The sequence below is a fragment of the Photobacterium sp. DNB22_13_2 genome (assembly GCF_052873915.1).
Genome location: NZ_JBNNXU010000042.1, coordinates 1 through 14,169 on the forward strand (window position 1 = coordinate 1; position 14,169 = coordinate 14,169).

The 14,169-nt window shown below is 45.8% G+C and carries 12 protein-coding genes and 3 tRNA genes; 4 read left to right on the forward strand and 11 right to left on the reverse strand.

What is annotated here, in order from left to right:
- Position 1: 1 nt before the first annotated feature.
- The 7 genes from ACVA58_RS27500 to ACVA58_RS27530 all read right to left on the reverse strand — a co-directional run bounded on the left by ACVA58_RS27500 (position 2) and on the right by ACVA58_RS27530 (position 7,305).
- Positions 2 to 74 (reverse strand) — tRNA-Gly (locus ACVA58_RS27500).
- A 232-nt stretch (positions 75 to 306) separates the two neighbouring features.
- Positions 307 to 1,539, reverse strand: coding sequence for an organoarsenical effux MFS transporter ArsJ (arsJ, locus tag ACVA58_RS27505; RefSeq protein ID WP_446513437.1), 1,233 nt, complete (start codon positions 1,537 to 1,539; stop codon positions 307 to 309).
- Between the two features lie 91 nt (positions 1,540 to 1,630).
- The gene (locus ACVA58_RS27510; RefSeq protein ID WP_446513438.1) at positions 1,631 to 2,632 is read right to left on the reverse strand and encodes an ArsJ-associated glyceraldehyde-3-phosphate dehydrogenase; all 1,002 of its coding nucleotides are present in this window, start codon (positions 2,630 to 2,632) and stop codon (positions 1,631 to 1,633) included.
- 251 nt (positions 2,633 to 2,883) lie between these two features.
- On the reverse strand, positions 2,884 to 3,378 hold the full coding sequence (locus tag ACVA58_RS27515; protein ID WP_446513439.1) for a phosphatase domain-containing putative toxin: 495 nt from the start codon (positions 3,376 to 3,378) through the stop codon (positions 2,884 to 2,886).
- A 96-nt stretch (positions 3,379 to 3,474) separates the two neighbouring features.
- Positions 3,475 to 4,236, reverse strand: a complete 762-nt coding sequence (locus tag ACVA58_RS27520) for a metalloregulator ArsR/SmtB family transcription factor (protein ID WP_446513440.1) — start codon at positions 4,234 to 4,236, stop codon at positions 3,475 to 3,477.
- A gap of 90 nt (positions 4,237 to 4,326) precedes the next feature.
- A complete protein-coding gene (locus ACVA58_RS27525; RefSeq protein ID WP_446513441.1) occupies positions 4,327 to 5,424 on the reverse strand; it encodes a PGAP1-like alpha/beta domain-containing protein in 1,098 nt (365 codons plus the stop codon).
- 243 nt (positions 5,425 to 5,667) lie between these two features.
- Positions 5,668 to 7,305 carry a GMC family oxidoreductase gene (locus ACVA58_RS27530; RefSeq protein ID WP_446513442.1) on the reverse strand — a complete coding sequence of 546 codons (1,638 nt, stop codon included), beginning with the start codon at positions 7,303 to 7,305 and terminating at the stop codon, positions 5,668 to 5,670.
- A gap of 369 nt (positions 7,306 to 7,674) precedes the next feature.
- Between ACVA58_RS27530 and ACVA58_RS27535 the strand changes: the two genes are divergently transcribed.
- On the forward strand, positions 7,675 to 7,941 hold the full coding sequence (locus tag ACVA58_RS27535) for an acyl-CoA-binding protein (RefSeq protein ID WP_446513443.1): 267 nt from the start codon (positions 7,675 to 7,677) through the stop codon (positions 7,939 to 7,941).
- 128 nt (positions 7,942 to 8,069) lie between these two features.
- Here the strand turns inward: ACVA58_RS27535 and ACVA58_RS27540 are convergent, their stop codons facing one another.
- Complete coding sequence (locus ACVA58_RS27540; protein ID WP_446513444.1) at positions 8,070 to 9,746, reverse strand: wax ester/triacylglycerol synthase family O-acyltransferase; 1,677 nt, start codon at positions 9,744 to 9,746, stop codon at positions 8,070 to 8,072.
- Between the two features lie 131 nt (positions 9,747 to 9,877).
- Positions 9,878 to 10,240 carry a phasin-related domain-containing protein gene (locus ACVA58_RS27545; RefSeq protein ID WP_446513445.1) on the reverse strand — a complete coding sequence of 121 codons (363 nt, stop codon included), beginning with the start codon at positions 10,238 to 10,240 and terminating at the stop codon, positions 9,878 to 9,880.
- 344 nt (positions 10,241 to 10,584) lie between these two features.
- Here ACVA58_RS27545 and ACVA58_RS27550 point away from each other — a divergent pair, with 344 nt between their 5' ends.
- The 3 genes from ACVA58_RS27550 to ACVA58_RS27560 all read left to right on the forward strand — a co-directional run bounded on the left by ACVA58_RS27550 (position 10,585) and on the right by ACVA58_RS27560 (position 13,867).
- Positions 10,585 to 12,828, forward strand: a complete 2,244-nt coding sequence (locus tag ACVA58_RS27550; protein ID WP_446513446.1) for an acetyl-CoA hydrolase/transferase C-terminal domain-containing protein — start codon at positions 10,585 to 10,587, stop codon at positions 12,826 to 12,828.
- A gap of 74 nt (positions 12,829 to 12,902) precedes the next feature.
- Positions 12,903 to 13,046 carry a hypothetical protein gene (locus ACVA58_RS27555; RefSeq protein ID WP_446513447.1) on the forward strand — a complete coding sequence of 48 codons (144 nt, stop codon included), beginning with the start codon at positions 12,903 to 12,905 and terminating at the stop codon, positions 13,044 to 13,046.
- Positions 13,047 to 13,261: 215 nt separating this feature from the next.
- Positions 13,262 to 13,867, forward strand: coding sequence for a LysE family transporter (locus ACVA58_RS27560; RefSeq protein ID WP_446513448.1), 606 nt, complete (start codon positions 13,262 to 13,264; stop codon positions 13,865 to 13,867).
- A 44-nt stretch (positions 13,868 to 13,911) separates the two neighbouring features.
- Here ACVA58_RS27560 and ACVA58_RS27565 read toward each other — a convergent pair.
- Both ACVA58_RS27565 and ACVA58_RS27570 read right to left on the reverse strand, forming a co-directional pair.
- Positions 13,912 to 13,985, reverse strand: a tRNA-Cys gene (locus ACVA58_RS27565).
- Positions 13,986 to 14,056: 71 nt separating this feature from the next.
- Positions 14,057 to 14,130: transfer RNA gene (locus ACVA58_RS27570), tRNA-Cys, on the reverse strand.
- Positions 14,131 to 14,169 lie beyond the last annotated feature (39 nt).

A 14,169-nucleotide genomic window follows, 5' to 3' on the forward strand; every position in this document is an offset into this window, starting at 1 on the left:
GAGCGACACACGAGGTTCGAACTCGTGACCTCAACCTTGGCAAGGTTGCGCTCTACCAGCTGAGCTAGTGTCGCATTGGTCTTTTTAGGCTTTGCCCTGAAGACGAGATGTACTTTAACCGATTACAGAAATGAGTCAATGCGTTTTTTTAGTCTTTTGATTCAACTGGATAAAACTCGATCAACACCCTGCAATATGTCACATTTTTCAACCACCAACTTGCCGTTTCTAAGTGACCCTATTTTCCGTACCTCCTAAAAAACAACCCGACGCGATTGGTCGGGCTGTACACTTTAAATTTTTTCGTTAAGCTTTCGCTTTTGCGTCCGGGTGAGCCGGCAAGCGGATAGAGATAATCGTTGTCAGTACCAGGAAGGCTACCGATACCCACAAACACGCTGCCAGACCTGCTACTTGGTAAATCAAGCCAGAGAGTACGGTACCAATCAAACGGCCCATGGCATTAGCCATGTAGTAAAAACCGACATCCAACGACACCCCGTCATCTTTGGCATAGCTAACAATCAAATAAGAATGCAGCGAAGAATTAATAGCAAAGACAGCACCAAATATCAGTAAACCAACGACGATCGTCAATTCCGGCTGCCAGTTGAACTGAACGCCCAACGCTACCGCAATAGTGATAAGACTAAGCAGCCCTGCCCACCCCATCGCAGCGCGGCCATCAGGCACTGTGCCTTTCGCTTTACCGGTAATTTTGGGTGCAATGCCCTGAACGAAACCATACGCAATAACCCACAGAGCGAGGAAGCCCCCGACCATGGTGTGGTCCCAATCAAAGACTTGGCTCAGGTAAATCGGCAACGCCACAACAAACCAGACATCCCTTGCGCCAAACAAAAACATGCGGGCAGCAGATAGAATGTTGATACTTGGACTTTTTGAAAAAATCTGTTTGAACTTAACTTTGTTCTTAGCCTTGCCCATATCTTTTTCAAGCAACACAAGACTTAGGGTAAGGACAAGCGCCAGAACAGCTGCCATCGCCAGTACTGCACCTTTGAAACCGATGACCGCCAATAGCAGGCCGCCAAGGAAGAAACCTGCACCTTTGAGGGCATTCTTCGATCCAGTCAGAATAGCAATCCATTTGTACAGTGCCCCCTGCTGATCGCCGGGGACCAAAGTCTTGATGGCACTTTTGGCACTCATCTTATTCAGGTCTTTGGCTATACCAGAAACAGCCTGTGCCAACATGACCCAAGGGACGGTCAAGTAGGCTGACGGTACCGCGAGCATAACCAACGCACCGACCTGCATCGCCAAACCAATATTCATGGTGCGGTTCAAGCCCAGCTTAGCCCCTAACCAGCCGCCAATTAAGTTAGTCACCACTCCAAAGAACTCATAAAACAAGAAGAGAGAGGCGATCTGAAGGGAGCTGTAACCCAACTGGTGGAAATGCAGTACAACCAACATGCGCAATGCGCCGTCGGTTATGGTGAAGTTCCAGTAATTGAATGTCACCAGCATATACTGGCGAACGTCTTTGGACAGGTTGGCGATAGCCGAAATCATGCAATAACTCACTTCTACTGTTTGTTGCTAAGGCCAACCCTATACCCAGAATAAGGACACAGAATGAGGGTCGGCCCATTTGGAGCTTTACTTATGCCAAGCCAACCTTGCGGATCAACTCAGAGGTACGTGTTGCGTAACCCATTTCGTTGTCATACCAAGCGTAGATCTTCACCATGCGGTTATTGACAACCATTGTCGATAGCGCATCAACGATGGTAGAGCGTTGATCGCCTTTATAATCGATAGACACTAGCGGACGGTCTTCGAAACCAAGAATGCCCGCAAGCTCATTTTCAGAGGCTTCTTTAAGCGCGGCATTTACTTCGTCAGCAGTAACATCACGGCTCAAGTCAAAAATGATATCGGTCAGAGAGGCATTCGCCAGCGGAACGCGAACAGCGTGACCATTAATCTTGCCTTCTAATTCAGGGAAGATATCAACAATAGCTTTAGCTGAACCTGTTGTGGTTGGGATTAAGCTCATACCACATGCGCGGGCACGGCGTAGATCTTTATGTGGCGCATCAAGGATAGTCTGGGTGTTGGTCAGATCGTGAATAGTCGTGAACGACGACTGCTCAATACCAAATTTTTCGTGGATGACCTTAACAACAGGTGCAATACAGTTAGTGGTACAAGATGCAGCTGTCACAATCTGGTGCTTATCGGCATCAAACAGGTAATCATTCACACCCACAACAACGTTCAATACGCTGTCATCTTTTACTGGCGCAGAAACAACAACACGCTTAACACCCTGTGCTAGGTACTTGTTCAAGAATTCCATTTCACGGTGAACACCAGTTGCTTCCAATACAACGTCACAACCAGACCAATCGACCGCATCGATATCACGTTCTTGGGTACAGCCAATCACTGCGTCGCCAACCTGCATGGATTGTCCGTCAGAAGTAACAGCATGATGCCAACGGCCTTGAACTGAATCGAACTCTAACAGGTGAGCCAAAGTTTTTGCATCGCCCGCTACGTCATTGATCTGGACAAACTCAACCTCGTCCCAGTCAAATGCTGCACGCAACGCCAAACGACCAATACGACCAAAACCGTTAATACCTACTTTGATAGCCATAATCCACTTCCCTTAAATCACTAACTCGAATATATGATATTTCATATATATGACATTGCGGATATACTAAACAGATCCAAACGGCATTACCAGATCTTTTGCCGATTATTTATCGCACCAATACATGACATGCGTATGGCCAGGGTATGTGAATATAATTTCAAAATTATAGCTCGGCCGTAAAAGCTAAAACTCAAATACAAAAATGCCCTGCAATTGCAGGGCATTAAAAAAAGTGTAGCTACAGTGGTTTACTTGTACTGCTGGATGTAGTCAATATGTGGTTGACGCTGGAAAGCACCAGGACGAAGCGCTTGGATCTTCTCAATAGTAGAGGTTAACTCTGCACCGCGAGATAGCATGATACGTGCTGCAATCAAACCCGTACGGCCAGAACCGCCCATGCAGTGAACAGCAATCGCATCACCGTTATCCAACACCGCCTGAACCGCTTTGTTCGCTTCAGGGAAGTTGGCATCAAACTGAGCACCTGGTGCACAGTCATCTTCGATAGGCAGGTGGAACCAACGCATACCTAGACTGCGACACTCTTCTGCCAATGCTTCCAAACCACCTTCAGGTAGGTCTTCAGGCTCCAATGCCGTTAATACAGCAGTTGCGCCAGCTTCTTTCAATTGCACTAGAGAATCATGCAGTGATACTTCTTTAGTACCAGGGCAAGGAGTAAGTAACAACTTGCCGCTATCTTCTAAAGGCAGTGCCCAGAACGGGTGTGTGTTTGACATATTTGCACCTATAAATAAGTAACTTAGTTCTAATTAATCTATTTAACCGCTCGGCAGCATAGCCTAGCGCTTTTAAAATCGTCGACAGTTGAATGGCTAACCCTGTTTGCTAAAGCCCGGCTTTTTGCGCTCACTACGCTGGCCGAGTTTTATCTTCTCGCCATTGATCATTCCGGGGTTACCATTTCTCACTGTTGCAAGTATATGGCGGATCCAAACTGGTAGTTGGCTAGCTAAATGATAGAAGATCCATTGCCCCTCACGCTGGGTCTCTAATACGCCACTATCACGTAGCAGAGCAAGATGTCGAGAAACCTTTGGTTGGCTAACATCAAGTACGTCGACTAAGTCACCAACAGTGAGCGCTTGCTCATCTTCAATCAGCATCAAAATACGGAGGCGAAGCGGATCACTGAGTACTTTGAATAGCTCAACAGGACCTATTACCGATTCGTGCTCTTCCCCATTTAACATCAGGAACAGGGCTATTCGGCTTTCAAGACCATTAAGCGTATCGTGGAAAGGTTGCTCACCACGTTGAGGTTTGGGATCTTTGAAATCCCAATGAAGAAGTGCGTCTGAATCCGGGAACAAAGCACATTCATTACTGGCTTTGTCACACAAAGTAATAACAGTATCAAAATGCTGTCCTTCAAGGTCTACTGCTGAACAGCTCTCCAAATTATCGCTATTGATGCCGCGCTCGGCCAATACACGGTATACACGAGGATCCACTTCCTCTGGCGTCATCCCTGCACTAACGACTTCGTAATGCTCACCCGCCATATGCCGCATTGCGGCTTCGGCTAATTGAGAGCGGGCTGAGTTTCCGGTACATAAAAATAAGATACGTTTCATGCGACTCGCGGCAAGTGACTTACATATGGAAAACATTATATATGCTTTGCCCTATATGTAAATCACTTGATGAATGAAAGGTCTTAAACACTAAACAGTATGCTTGAGTACCCATTCACTCACTTTTGCTGCCACGGCAGGATGATTGAGCAAATCGAGATGGTCCACCCCTCCAACAACCCACTTATGATCATCAGGGTAATTTAAAGCCAGTAAACCTTTCGAGCTATCAGCCAAAGCACTTGCTACGGGGACGAGTCCATCACCAAGGCGGCGATTATTCTCATCCTGGACATTCTTACCAAGGCAAGACGCAATAGCGTAGCACTGGACACTATCCGGTAGCGTAGGACGCTGTGTAAGCGCGGTACCCACGACCTTATCTTGAGCTGGTTGCTTCATAGGGATAACAGGAATTTGCCAGTCTTCATGAACAATATAGCCTCGGCTGAGATCTTTACTGCCACTACTTCGAATTTCCCCAAGCTTTTTAAGAAACTTCAGTTGTGGCGAAGCAGAAACCTGCTCATCCATCCAACAGGCAAGCTTAGCCAGCGGTGCTCCATTATGTGGGGTACCTAGGGTAATGAAAGTACGTAACACGGTCAGCCACTGTAATTGATTAAGACCGGCGTAATAACAAGCGCTACGGGTTACCAATCCCCCCATGCTGTGACCTATGATCACCAATTCTTTGACTTCACATGGCCAAGCCTGAAGTAACCTTTCCAATCGAAACGCAAATTCTTCACCATTTAAGGAGATGTGATTGCCTGTGTTGTACCACAAGTAGATTGGGGTATAACCCGCATTGCTAAATTGCTTTCCGTGATCGTGCCCTTTCCTGACCCAGCCTTTGTCAGCCATACACCAACCGTGAACACACAACACAATGCGGCTCGACGCCTCCGGCAATTGCGCTTCCAGTTTTTCCGGTTCATCACTTAGATTCTGGGTATGGTCAGTAAACACCATCGGAATGGCGAAACGGCTATTCCTTTGGAGCAAATTATCTCCGACTAAACCATTGAAGCTTGCTAACAGCGCATCACCCTGTGCTGGCGGTAGTCCATGCTCAAGCAACTCGACAACACGTTGTTTGGCAAACTCCGAGTTTTCTATCACTTTGCTAGAAATATCTTCCTTGAGGTTTTTGAGCTTTTCGCTCCATTCATTTTTAGAAATCATTACTACCTCAAATACATTCCTTCTATATTGTTTGATATTAAGCATATGGATTAGAATTAACAACCGATTTTGGCGGGTATAGATACTGGTATATCCAGTTATATAACAGAGGAAGGAATATAAACAAAAAAACAGATAATAATAGAATATATAATTAGAATAATCATACTAATATTTAAATTAAATAAAAAATACGCAGTGAAATACATCTCACTGCGCCAATATATTTACTGTACAAAATCATTACACAACACAATCTTTAACCATCGATGCGGTTACTTCCTGAACTGAAATATCATCTAAAATCATGTCAGCCGCTTTTTCTCCAATCATAATGGTTGGAGCATTAGTATTTCCCCCAACAAGGGTTGGCATAATAGAAGCATCTACAACCCGTAAGCCATGAACCCCATGGACACGGAGCCGCTCATCAACCACAGCCTGCGCATCATGCCCCATTTTGCAGGTGCCAACCGGGTGATAAATTGACTCAGATTTTTGCCTGATAAAATCCGCGAGTTGTTCATCCGTTTGAACTTCCTTACCTGGAAACACCTCTTTGCCACGGTAATGATCAAAGCCTTCTTGTTTTAAGATCTGTCGAGACAGCTTAATGGCTTTAAGCATCACTTCGATGTCTTCAGGGTGACTTAGGTAATTTGCCGCAATACGCGGTGGTTCCAATGGGTCGGAACTGACTAACCCCAAGCTACCACGGCTTTTGGGACGCAGATTACAAGCATGAAGCGAGTAACCATGTTTAACGGTTTGCCAAAGATTCAAGCCATGATTATCAAGGTAGCAAGGTGAGAAATGGAATTGCACATCTGGTTTATCAAGCTCGGGAGATGTCTTTGCAAACCCGCCCGCCTCAGCAATATTGGTAGTAAAATTTCCTTTTCTAAACAGTAGGTAATCAAAAACTCCTTTTATGGATCGGGCTAACGCAACAGGCGAAAAGCCAACCGAGTGGAAAGTACGTTCACGTGTGACCACCAGTACATCAAGGTGATCTTGAAGGTTCTTACCGACTCCGGGCAAGTGATGTTTTACTTCAATACCGTGTGCTTTCAACTCTTCGCGGTCGCCAACACCAGATAACATCAACAACTGTGGACTATTGATTGCCCCACCACTTAATATCACTTCGCGCGTAGCCGTGACCTGACATTGTTGACCATCTTTAAGATACTCAACACCGGCTGCTTTACCCTCTTTAATCAGTACCTTAGTAGTTACCGCATCGGTAATAATCGTTAGGTTCTGGCGCTGTTCTGCCGGTCTTAAATAGGCCACTGCCGAACTACAGCGCTGACCATTTTTTTGCGTGACCTGATAATAGCCCACACCTTCTTGTTCTTCACCGTTGAAGTCTGTTGAAATCCGATGACCGGCCTGATCGGCTGCATTGATAAAAGCATCCGACAGCGGATTATTTATCCTAAGATCAGAGACATGCAAGGGCCCATCAGCACCATGATAATGGTCTCCACCTCGTTCTTGAGTTTCGGATTTCCGAAAGTAAGGTAACACCTCTTCGAAACTCCAACCTTGGTTACCAAGCGATGCCCATTCATCATAATCACTTGCATGGCCTCGAATATAACACATGGCATTCGAGGAAGAACTTCCTCCCAACGTTTTGCCTCTCGGCCAAAACAGCTGACGGCTTTTGAGATGTGGCTCTTGAGCTGTGTAATAGCGCCAGTTCATTTTCTTTGAGTGCATCATCCCTATGATACCCAGAGGGACATGAACTACCGGGCTACTATCTTTTGGGCCGGCCTCAATGAGGCAGACTTTTATAGATGGATCGGAAGATAATCGATTTGCAAGCACGCATCCTGCCGAACCGGCCCCTACAATAATGAAGTCATACATAACATTCCCTCAATGCAATATCCTTTATCTGCCAGCCAATTATTTAATCCAGTCTTTGTCATCTAATTTTAAGTATTATTTAATCATAGTGTAGTTTAATTCTTTGATGACAAATACAGCACAGATTTACATTTGTTTTTTCAGAAAAAATAAAAAGTGATCCATATTAAACTTTTTGCATTTGGTGCAAGACAAGAACTCAGACCAGTGTGAATATGTATGGGTTAAAGGAATAAAGCTATTACTAGCGTTTTTTTAATTCATAAACCTAACGGTTTACTCTAATCCATTGACTGGATAATTAGAGTTTTCATCAATTATCTCGGCACACTATTTTGTGCTGGCTAGGAACAAGTAAAGGAACATATCATGGCAGATTTAAAAGCGAGTTTTGAACAAGCTCAAGTTGACGTAAAAGCACTGACTAAACGCCCATCTAACGACGAGCTACTCGCACTATACTCTCTGTTCAAGCAAGCAACAGACGGTGACGTTAAAGGCAAGCGTCCAGGTATGTTTGATTTTAAAGGCGGCGCAAAATACGACGCTTGGGAAAAACTAAAAGGTATGGACTCAGATACTGCAATGCAACAGTATGTCGACAAAGTTGGCGAACTGGCTGCAGCTTACGCATAAGCCGTATTAAGAAGCTCCGCACTAAAACAAAGGTCGCATTGCGGCCTTTTTTTTGTCTCTCATCCCACATCAAAAAGGCCTGCTTAAGCAGGCCTTTTTATTTGTTTTCAAATATCAGAAATGAGTAACTAACTAGCACTCTTCGCTTTTCTCACCCTGACTTTTTTTGGCGCTTGGTTAAGATCGTCTTGGTTGGTCGCCGGTGTTTCCGGATCAATCTCAACCGTTGCTGATAACATCTCGGTCAATTTTGCCAATTGCTTTTCGAGCTCTTCAACTTTACGTTGCTTTTGCTGATAGAGCTTCTCGAACTCATCATCTTCTGGAGTCAGGGATTCCTGGGCCGCTTCGACAGCAAGCTCGACCGCTAATGACTCATCATGCTGATAACCCAACTGCTCGGCTACTGCCTGCGCGGCTGTATCCAACACTTCTTGCTCGATCTCGGCAAAGGCATCACACATATAGTCTGTAATCACCTCAAAGCCCGGTAACGATTGGTTACACGCCACCAGCGAGAAGTACATCATGTCTGCGTTACTGAAGAAGGTGATATTCAGAGTTTGACCAGGCATCAACAATGATACTGGATACTGCTCACGTACCTTGGCGCCCATGAAGTAAAGCTCTTCTTTTGCTCCAGGTACATTAGAGATCAATAAGTTACTAGCAGGCGGAATGAAATTATTTAAGCCGAACTTGCCACTGAACAGAGAAACACCATTAACCAATAGTGAGTAATTGATGTACGCATCCGGTGAGATATTCAGCGCTTCATTTTTCAGATCCGTTGTCGCATGCTGAATAGACTCCAGACGCTCAAGCGCTGACAAGCCCTGTTTACCCAACTCAACATGGCCAATCGACATCTTATTACCTGATTTCCCTTCTTCCCCAGCCGAACGTAGGTTGATTGGCATCATAGCAACCAATGGCTTGCGGATAGGGATCGCACGATCATTAAGATAGCGGTTAAGCGCAATATCACTGATAGTAAACAGGATATCGTTCATTGACGCTCCGGTAATCCGGCTGATGTGCTTAAGCTGAGAAATAGAAAAATGGCCAAGACTAACAGCACGGCTACGTTTAGGACTCAAGTTAAACGGTGTTTTTGGTGCAGTAAATGGGACTTTCAAGTCACAATCTGCAAGGTTTACTGCTTTAAGAGCCAATTTACTGCCTAACCGGAACATGGATGGGATCAGCGAAATCTGCTTGGTGGCAGCCACCGCAGTTTTCATCACCATATCGGTAAGGTGAGTTTCCTCACGGCGCTGGCGTGATGATTTTCTCAAGTCACACTGCCATAGAGGCTTAGTAAATGACTCTTCAACCGATGTTGCACAGCTTTGCGTAAAGATCTTACTGGCTTTCACGCCATCAGCCATCGAGTGATGGACTTTCAGTAATAATGCGACTCGATTATTTTCAAGACCACCAATGACCCAGACTTCCCACATTGGGCGGCTACGATCCAATACCTGGCTATGTAAGCGCCCGACGACCTGTTGCAACTGCTGCTCGTTTCCAGGGGAAGGCAACATGGTGATGCGAAGGTGATCTTCCAAGTTAACGTGGTTAACCGTACTCCAACTTGGACGGCCAGTCAGAGACCAGTTAAGCTTCCAGTTAAATGGTGGCACCATTTCTGGCTGCTGCAGAAAACTGGCGTAAAGTTCTTGGGCATAGGTCCCGGCATGGTTCTCAGGCGGGTCAAGAATAACCAAGCCAGTTACATGCATCGGGGTTTTTGCCGTTTCAAAGGCAATGAAGCTGAAGTCCAGCAGAGACAAACTCGGCATAAATCTTTTCCTTTTTTGCGTTGTGGCATGGTCTGATTGGTGGAGCTAACTTCCTACTCATTACCTAGCAGGATTGCCCTCACCAATCGAGGTTTGTCCCTTTGCCATTGTCGCTTAATGTATACAGTCCGTTACTTTGCAGCCAGCTTTTCTACAATCTCTTGTAGGTGATCGACTTTCTTCTCAAAGTTGCTCATACGATCACGGTCAATACCGCAGGTCGCATTAAAACCGCGATTGAATTGCGATTCAGCTTGGCCAAACAATCCACGCTTGGTTTCTTGAATACGCTCAACCATTTCAGTTTCCACGTCGCTGCCTTTAGAGACCAAATCTTGCAACTGCTTGGCCATCATATGCTGCGCCATACCAACTTGCTCGGTGCCTTTACTGTAAGCACCAAGTCCGGCCCAAAGTACAGTGCGAACTGAAGATTCACCCATCTGGGTGGCCGATTTAACACTACCAATAAGCTTTTTAGGGTTAATCATCATTTTATCCTCAACAAATCAGAGAGATGTAGTACCCAAGTCACTTGGGAATACTCGATGCTTCAACCCTACCAAGTAGAATTAGATCAATCTTTCTAATTCAAGAGAGGAATTGGTAAGTCGCTCACACATCTTTCCGCCGTTGAAAAATACTGGCTTCAACGTATACCGATACATTAACAATGCTCATTGCGCATACGCGTGACAAAAGTCCCAAAACAGGACAACGGGATAATTTTGAGCCTTTTTTGTCCAAAAATAGAGTGAACGCTCTAAGTTCAGGGGTAACAATGGGGAGATAACAACAATAAGAACTTATATGAATAACATCGAACAAGGAATGCACTATGTCAGTTTTAGAAATCGTAGATTCATCATACCCAACCCCGCCCCTTGAAACACCTGTTCACACCACTAAAGCTCCCGCTACTGTCGTTGCCACACCTGATGAAATGGTTGATCAAATCATTGCGACTGTGGGTAAGAATATTGTTCTGGGTGCCCCGCTTGCTATCGGTAAGCCTGTTAGCTTCGTTAACGCGCTATATCAACGAGCAAAGAAAGATCCAAGTATCAACCTTCGCATCGAAACCGGGATCACCCTTGAAAAACCCGTTGGCAAAAGTAAAATCGAACGCGGCTTCCTAGAACCTTTCGTTGCCCGTGAGTTTGCCGGTGTGCCAGATATCGATTACGTAATGGATCTTCGCGCCGGTAAAGTGCCAAGCAACGTCATCATCAGCGAATTCTTCTTCAAGGCTGGCAGTTTCATGAACTCGCCACAGCAGCAGAACTACACCTCAACCAACTACACCCACGCTGTTCGTGATTTGCTTGATAAAGGCGTTAATGTTATCGGTCAATTAGTTGCTGCCCGCACTATTGATGGCGTAACGACCTACAGCCTATGTAGTAACTCAGATCTCGCACTAGATTTTATTCCTGAAATCGAAAAGCTAAATGCGCAAGGCCGTAATATCGCCATTATCGGCGAAGTAAACAGCAATATGCCATTTATGCAAAACCATGCTGAAGTGGCCAGCTCTGCGTTTGATTTCATTTTGGATGGCAACAGCCAGCCAGATCACAAAGACTACCAACTGTTTGCCGCACCTCACGCCAGCATCTCAGCTGAAGATCATATGATTGGCCTTTATTCCAGCGCTCTAATCAAAGATGGTGGTACCCTGCAGGTTGGGATTGGCTCACTCAGCAGTGCACTTAGCTACAGCGCACTAGTTCGCCACCAGAAAAACCGCATCTACAACAAGATGCTGTCTGAGCTCAATGTTTACGAGAAATTCCCTATCTGCAAAGAAGTGGGAGATACCGGTGTATTCGAGCAAGGACTTTACGGTTGTAGCGAGCTGATGGTCGATGGCTTTGTTCACCTATACCGAGCAGGGATCTTGAAGCGTGAAGTATTCGAAGATCTCACGATCCAGCGCCTACTCAATGATGGTTTGATTAAGCATGAGGTCTCTGTAATTACTTTGCTCGCACTACTAGAGCGAGAAGCCATTTCAGCCGAGTTAACAGCCGCGGATGTGACTTACCTTAAACGCTTTGGTATTTTCAACGACAAGGTCGATTACGTTGACGGTAAACTGATCACTACCGACGGAACCAGCAAAGCCAATATCCAAGACAAAGATGCTCTGGAGTGGATCACCAAATACGCACTCGGCCAACGCCTCAAAGGCGGCACGGTAATGCACGGTGCTTTCTTCATTGGCCCTAAAGACTTCTACCAAGAGCTGAATAACTTTACTCAGGAAGATCATGACAAGTTCTGTATGACCAGTGTGAATTATGTCAATGACTTGTACGATCACTTCCTTGGCAACCAACAGCTGAAACAAGCTCAGCGCCAACATGCTCGCTTCATGAACTCAGGCATGATGGTGACGCTGGATGGATCAGTGGTATCTGATGCACTTGAAAACGGTCAAGTCGTGAGTGGTGTTGGCGGACAGTACAACTTTGTCGCTCAGTCAGGGCAAATGCGAGAGTCTCGTTCTATCATCAAGATCCGCAGCTGTTCCTTCCGTAAGGGCAAATTGCGCTCGAACATTCTGTTCAACTACGGCCACAACACCATTCCACGCCAGTTGCGCGATATTGTGGTAACGGAATACGGTATTGCTAACCTCCGAAGCAAGCCTGATCACGTGGTATACACAGAGCTGATCAAGATTGCCGACTCACGCTTCCAGCAGCAGCTACTAGAAGAAGCCAAAGCTGCAGGTAAAGTAGCCAAGGATTACCAAATCCCGAAAGAGTTCGCCAACAACACCCCAGAAGCCATTCAAGCTTTCTACAAGAAGTACACCGACCAAGATATTTTCGGGCCATTCCCATTTGGCTGTAGCTTTACCGATCAAGAACTAAAACTGGGTAAAGCCCTAAAAGCGTTGAAGTCTAAGTGCGCAACGCCAACAGGCAAGCTAAAAGCCATTGCTCAGTCTTTGTCTGCACCTAAAGCAGGTCATGATGTAGACATTCTGCTTAAGCGTGTTGGCCTCGACAAGCCTGAGAACCTTCAAGAAAAAATCACTCGCAAGTTAGTGATCGCTGAACTAGTGAAGTGATCATTGCGTAAATAAAGGCTGGGTCCCTGAGGCCCAGCCTTCTTATATAGAAATAGAAAGCAACGAGGTATTCAATGTCGAAAAAAAGTAAGGAAATGGCACTGTGCCCTTATGCCGCAGTATGGGGATGTCCAAAGTGTCCGGTTAAAAAAATCTGCCCAGGGAAAACGACTATCGGTGACCAGCCGATAAAACGTAAGGAAGATTCTGACAAGTAACCCGTAATTCTATCTCCCAGATGCAGCCCTACCTGCATCTGGGATCCATACAGTTCCTGCCTCGCATCCTCTCTCACAAATACTGTCTCATCGATTATAAACTGCTAAAAATATTGTTGTTTCTTCTAGCACGTCATTTACATCAGTGACTATATTTAAAATAAAACCACCCATAACACAACCATTGAGGCGGTGGGTATCAGTGAGGGGAAGCTATGGAAATGATGAAGGCCATTCTGTTCGGTATTATCTTGTCATTAACCGTCGGGCCAATAGCCATTTTGGTACTCAATAATGGGATGCACCATGGTTACATGGCAGCAGTTCGCAGTGCAGCCGGCGCGGCTCTGGCGGACTATTGCTACGCATTGATCAGCTTCGTGTCTGGCAGCCTGCTGATCAGCCAACTCGACCAATACCATTATCAGATCATTCTGCTCTCATCTTGGGTACTTATTTTCATGGGGTTATATATGATGTTCAACGCCATGAAAAATACCAAGCTGCTCGCAAAGGTACATCGCCCAGCCCAAAAACTCGGGTTCCGTTCAGCCTTTTACCTCACCCTTGCCAATCCTATCGCCATCATCGCTTTGTCGGCATTCATTGGCCATTCTACCGAGCAAGTCGATTTGATCTTTGCCATGCAGTTAGCTGGCGCCATCTTTTTTGGCAGCTTAACCGTTCAGTGCCTGCTTGCCCTTTCCGGATTAGCCTTCAAAGATGATGACAGCATCACCTTTCCCTTCTACCTACAACTGTTAGGCGGGTTGGTCATTTGCTTGTTTGGGGTCAATAATTTTATCGAGTTGGCAGGATGAATACATACAAAAAAGGCCTAGCGTTACCGCTAGGCCTTCAATGATGGAGGCGCGTCCCGGAGTCGAACCGAGGTCCACGGATTTGCAATCCGCTGCATAGCCACTCTGCCAACGCGCCAAATTGTCCAAACTCACCCACTTGGTGGTTTGTTCGGTTGCTGCCACCTATAAGGTATCAGAACCTGAATATGGAGGCGCGTCCCGGAGTCGAACCGAGGTCCACGGATTTGCAATCCGCTGCATAGCCACTCTGCCAACGCGCCAAATTGTCCAAACTCACCCACTTGGTGGTTTGTTCGGTT

What these genes read in the sequence shown, in the direction of transcription:
- arsJ (WP_446513437.1), bottom strand. Translation starts at nt 1,539, where the DNA reads ATGATTTCGGCTATCGCCAACCTGTCCAAAGACGTTCGCCAGTATATG.
- ACVA58_RS27510 (WP_446513438.1), bottom strand. Translation starts at nt 2,632, where the DNA reads ATGGCTATCAAAGTAGGTATTAACGGTTTTGGTCGTATTGGTCGTTTG.
- ACVA58_RS27515 (WP_446513439.1), bottom strand. Translation starts at nt 3,378, where the DNA reads ATGTCAAACACACACCCGTTCTGGGCACTGCCTTTAGAAGATAGCGGC.
- ACVA58_RS27520 (WP_446513440.1), bottom strand. Translation starts at nt 4,236, where the DNA reads ATGAAACGTATCTTATTTTTATGTACCGGAAACTCAGCCCGCTCTCAA.
- ACVA58_RS27525 (WP_446513441.1), bottom strand. Translation starts at nt 5,424, where the DNA reads ATGATTTCTAAAAATGAATGGAGCGAAAAGCTCAAAAACCTCAAGGAA.
- ACVA58_RS27530 (WP_446513442.1), bottom strand. Translation starts at nt 7,305, where the DNA reads ATGTATGACTTCATTATTGTAGGGGCCGGTTCGGCAGGATGCGTGCTT.
- ACVA58_RS27535 (WP_446513443.1), top strand. Translation starts at nt 7,675, where the DNA reads ATGGCAGATTTAAAAGCGAGTTTTGAACAAGCTCAAGTTGACGTAAAA.
- ACVA58_RS27540 (WP_446513444.1), bottom strand. Translation starts at nt 9,746, where the DNA reads ATGCCGAGTTTGTCTCTGCTGGACTTCAGCTTCATTGCCTTTGAAACG.
- ACVA58_RS27545 (WP_446513445.1), bottom strand. Translation starts at nt 10,240, where the DNA reads ATGATGATTAACCCTAAAAAGCTTATTGGTAGTGTTAAATCGGCCACC.
- ACVA58_RS27550 (WP_446513446.1), top strand. Translation starts at nt 10,585, where the DNA reads ATGTCAGTTTTAGAAATCGTAGATTCATCATACCCAACCCCGCCCCTT.
- ACVA58_RS27555 (WP_446513447.1), top strand. Translation starts at nt 12,903, where the DNA reads ATGTCGAAAAAAAGTAAGGAAATGGCACTGTGCCCTTATGCCGCAGTA.
- ACVA58_RS27560 (WP_446513448.1), top strand. Translation starts at nt 13,262, where the DNA reads ATGGAAATGATGAAGGCCATTCTGTTCGGTATTATCTTGTCATTAACC.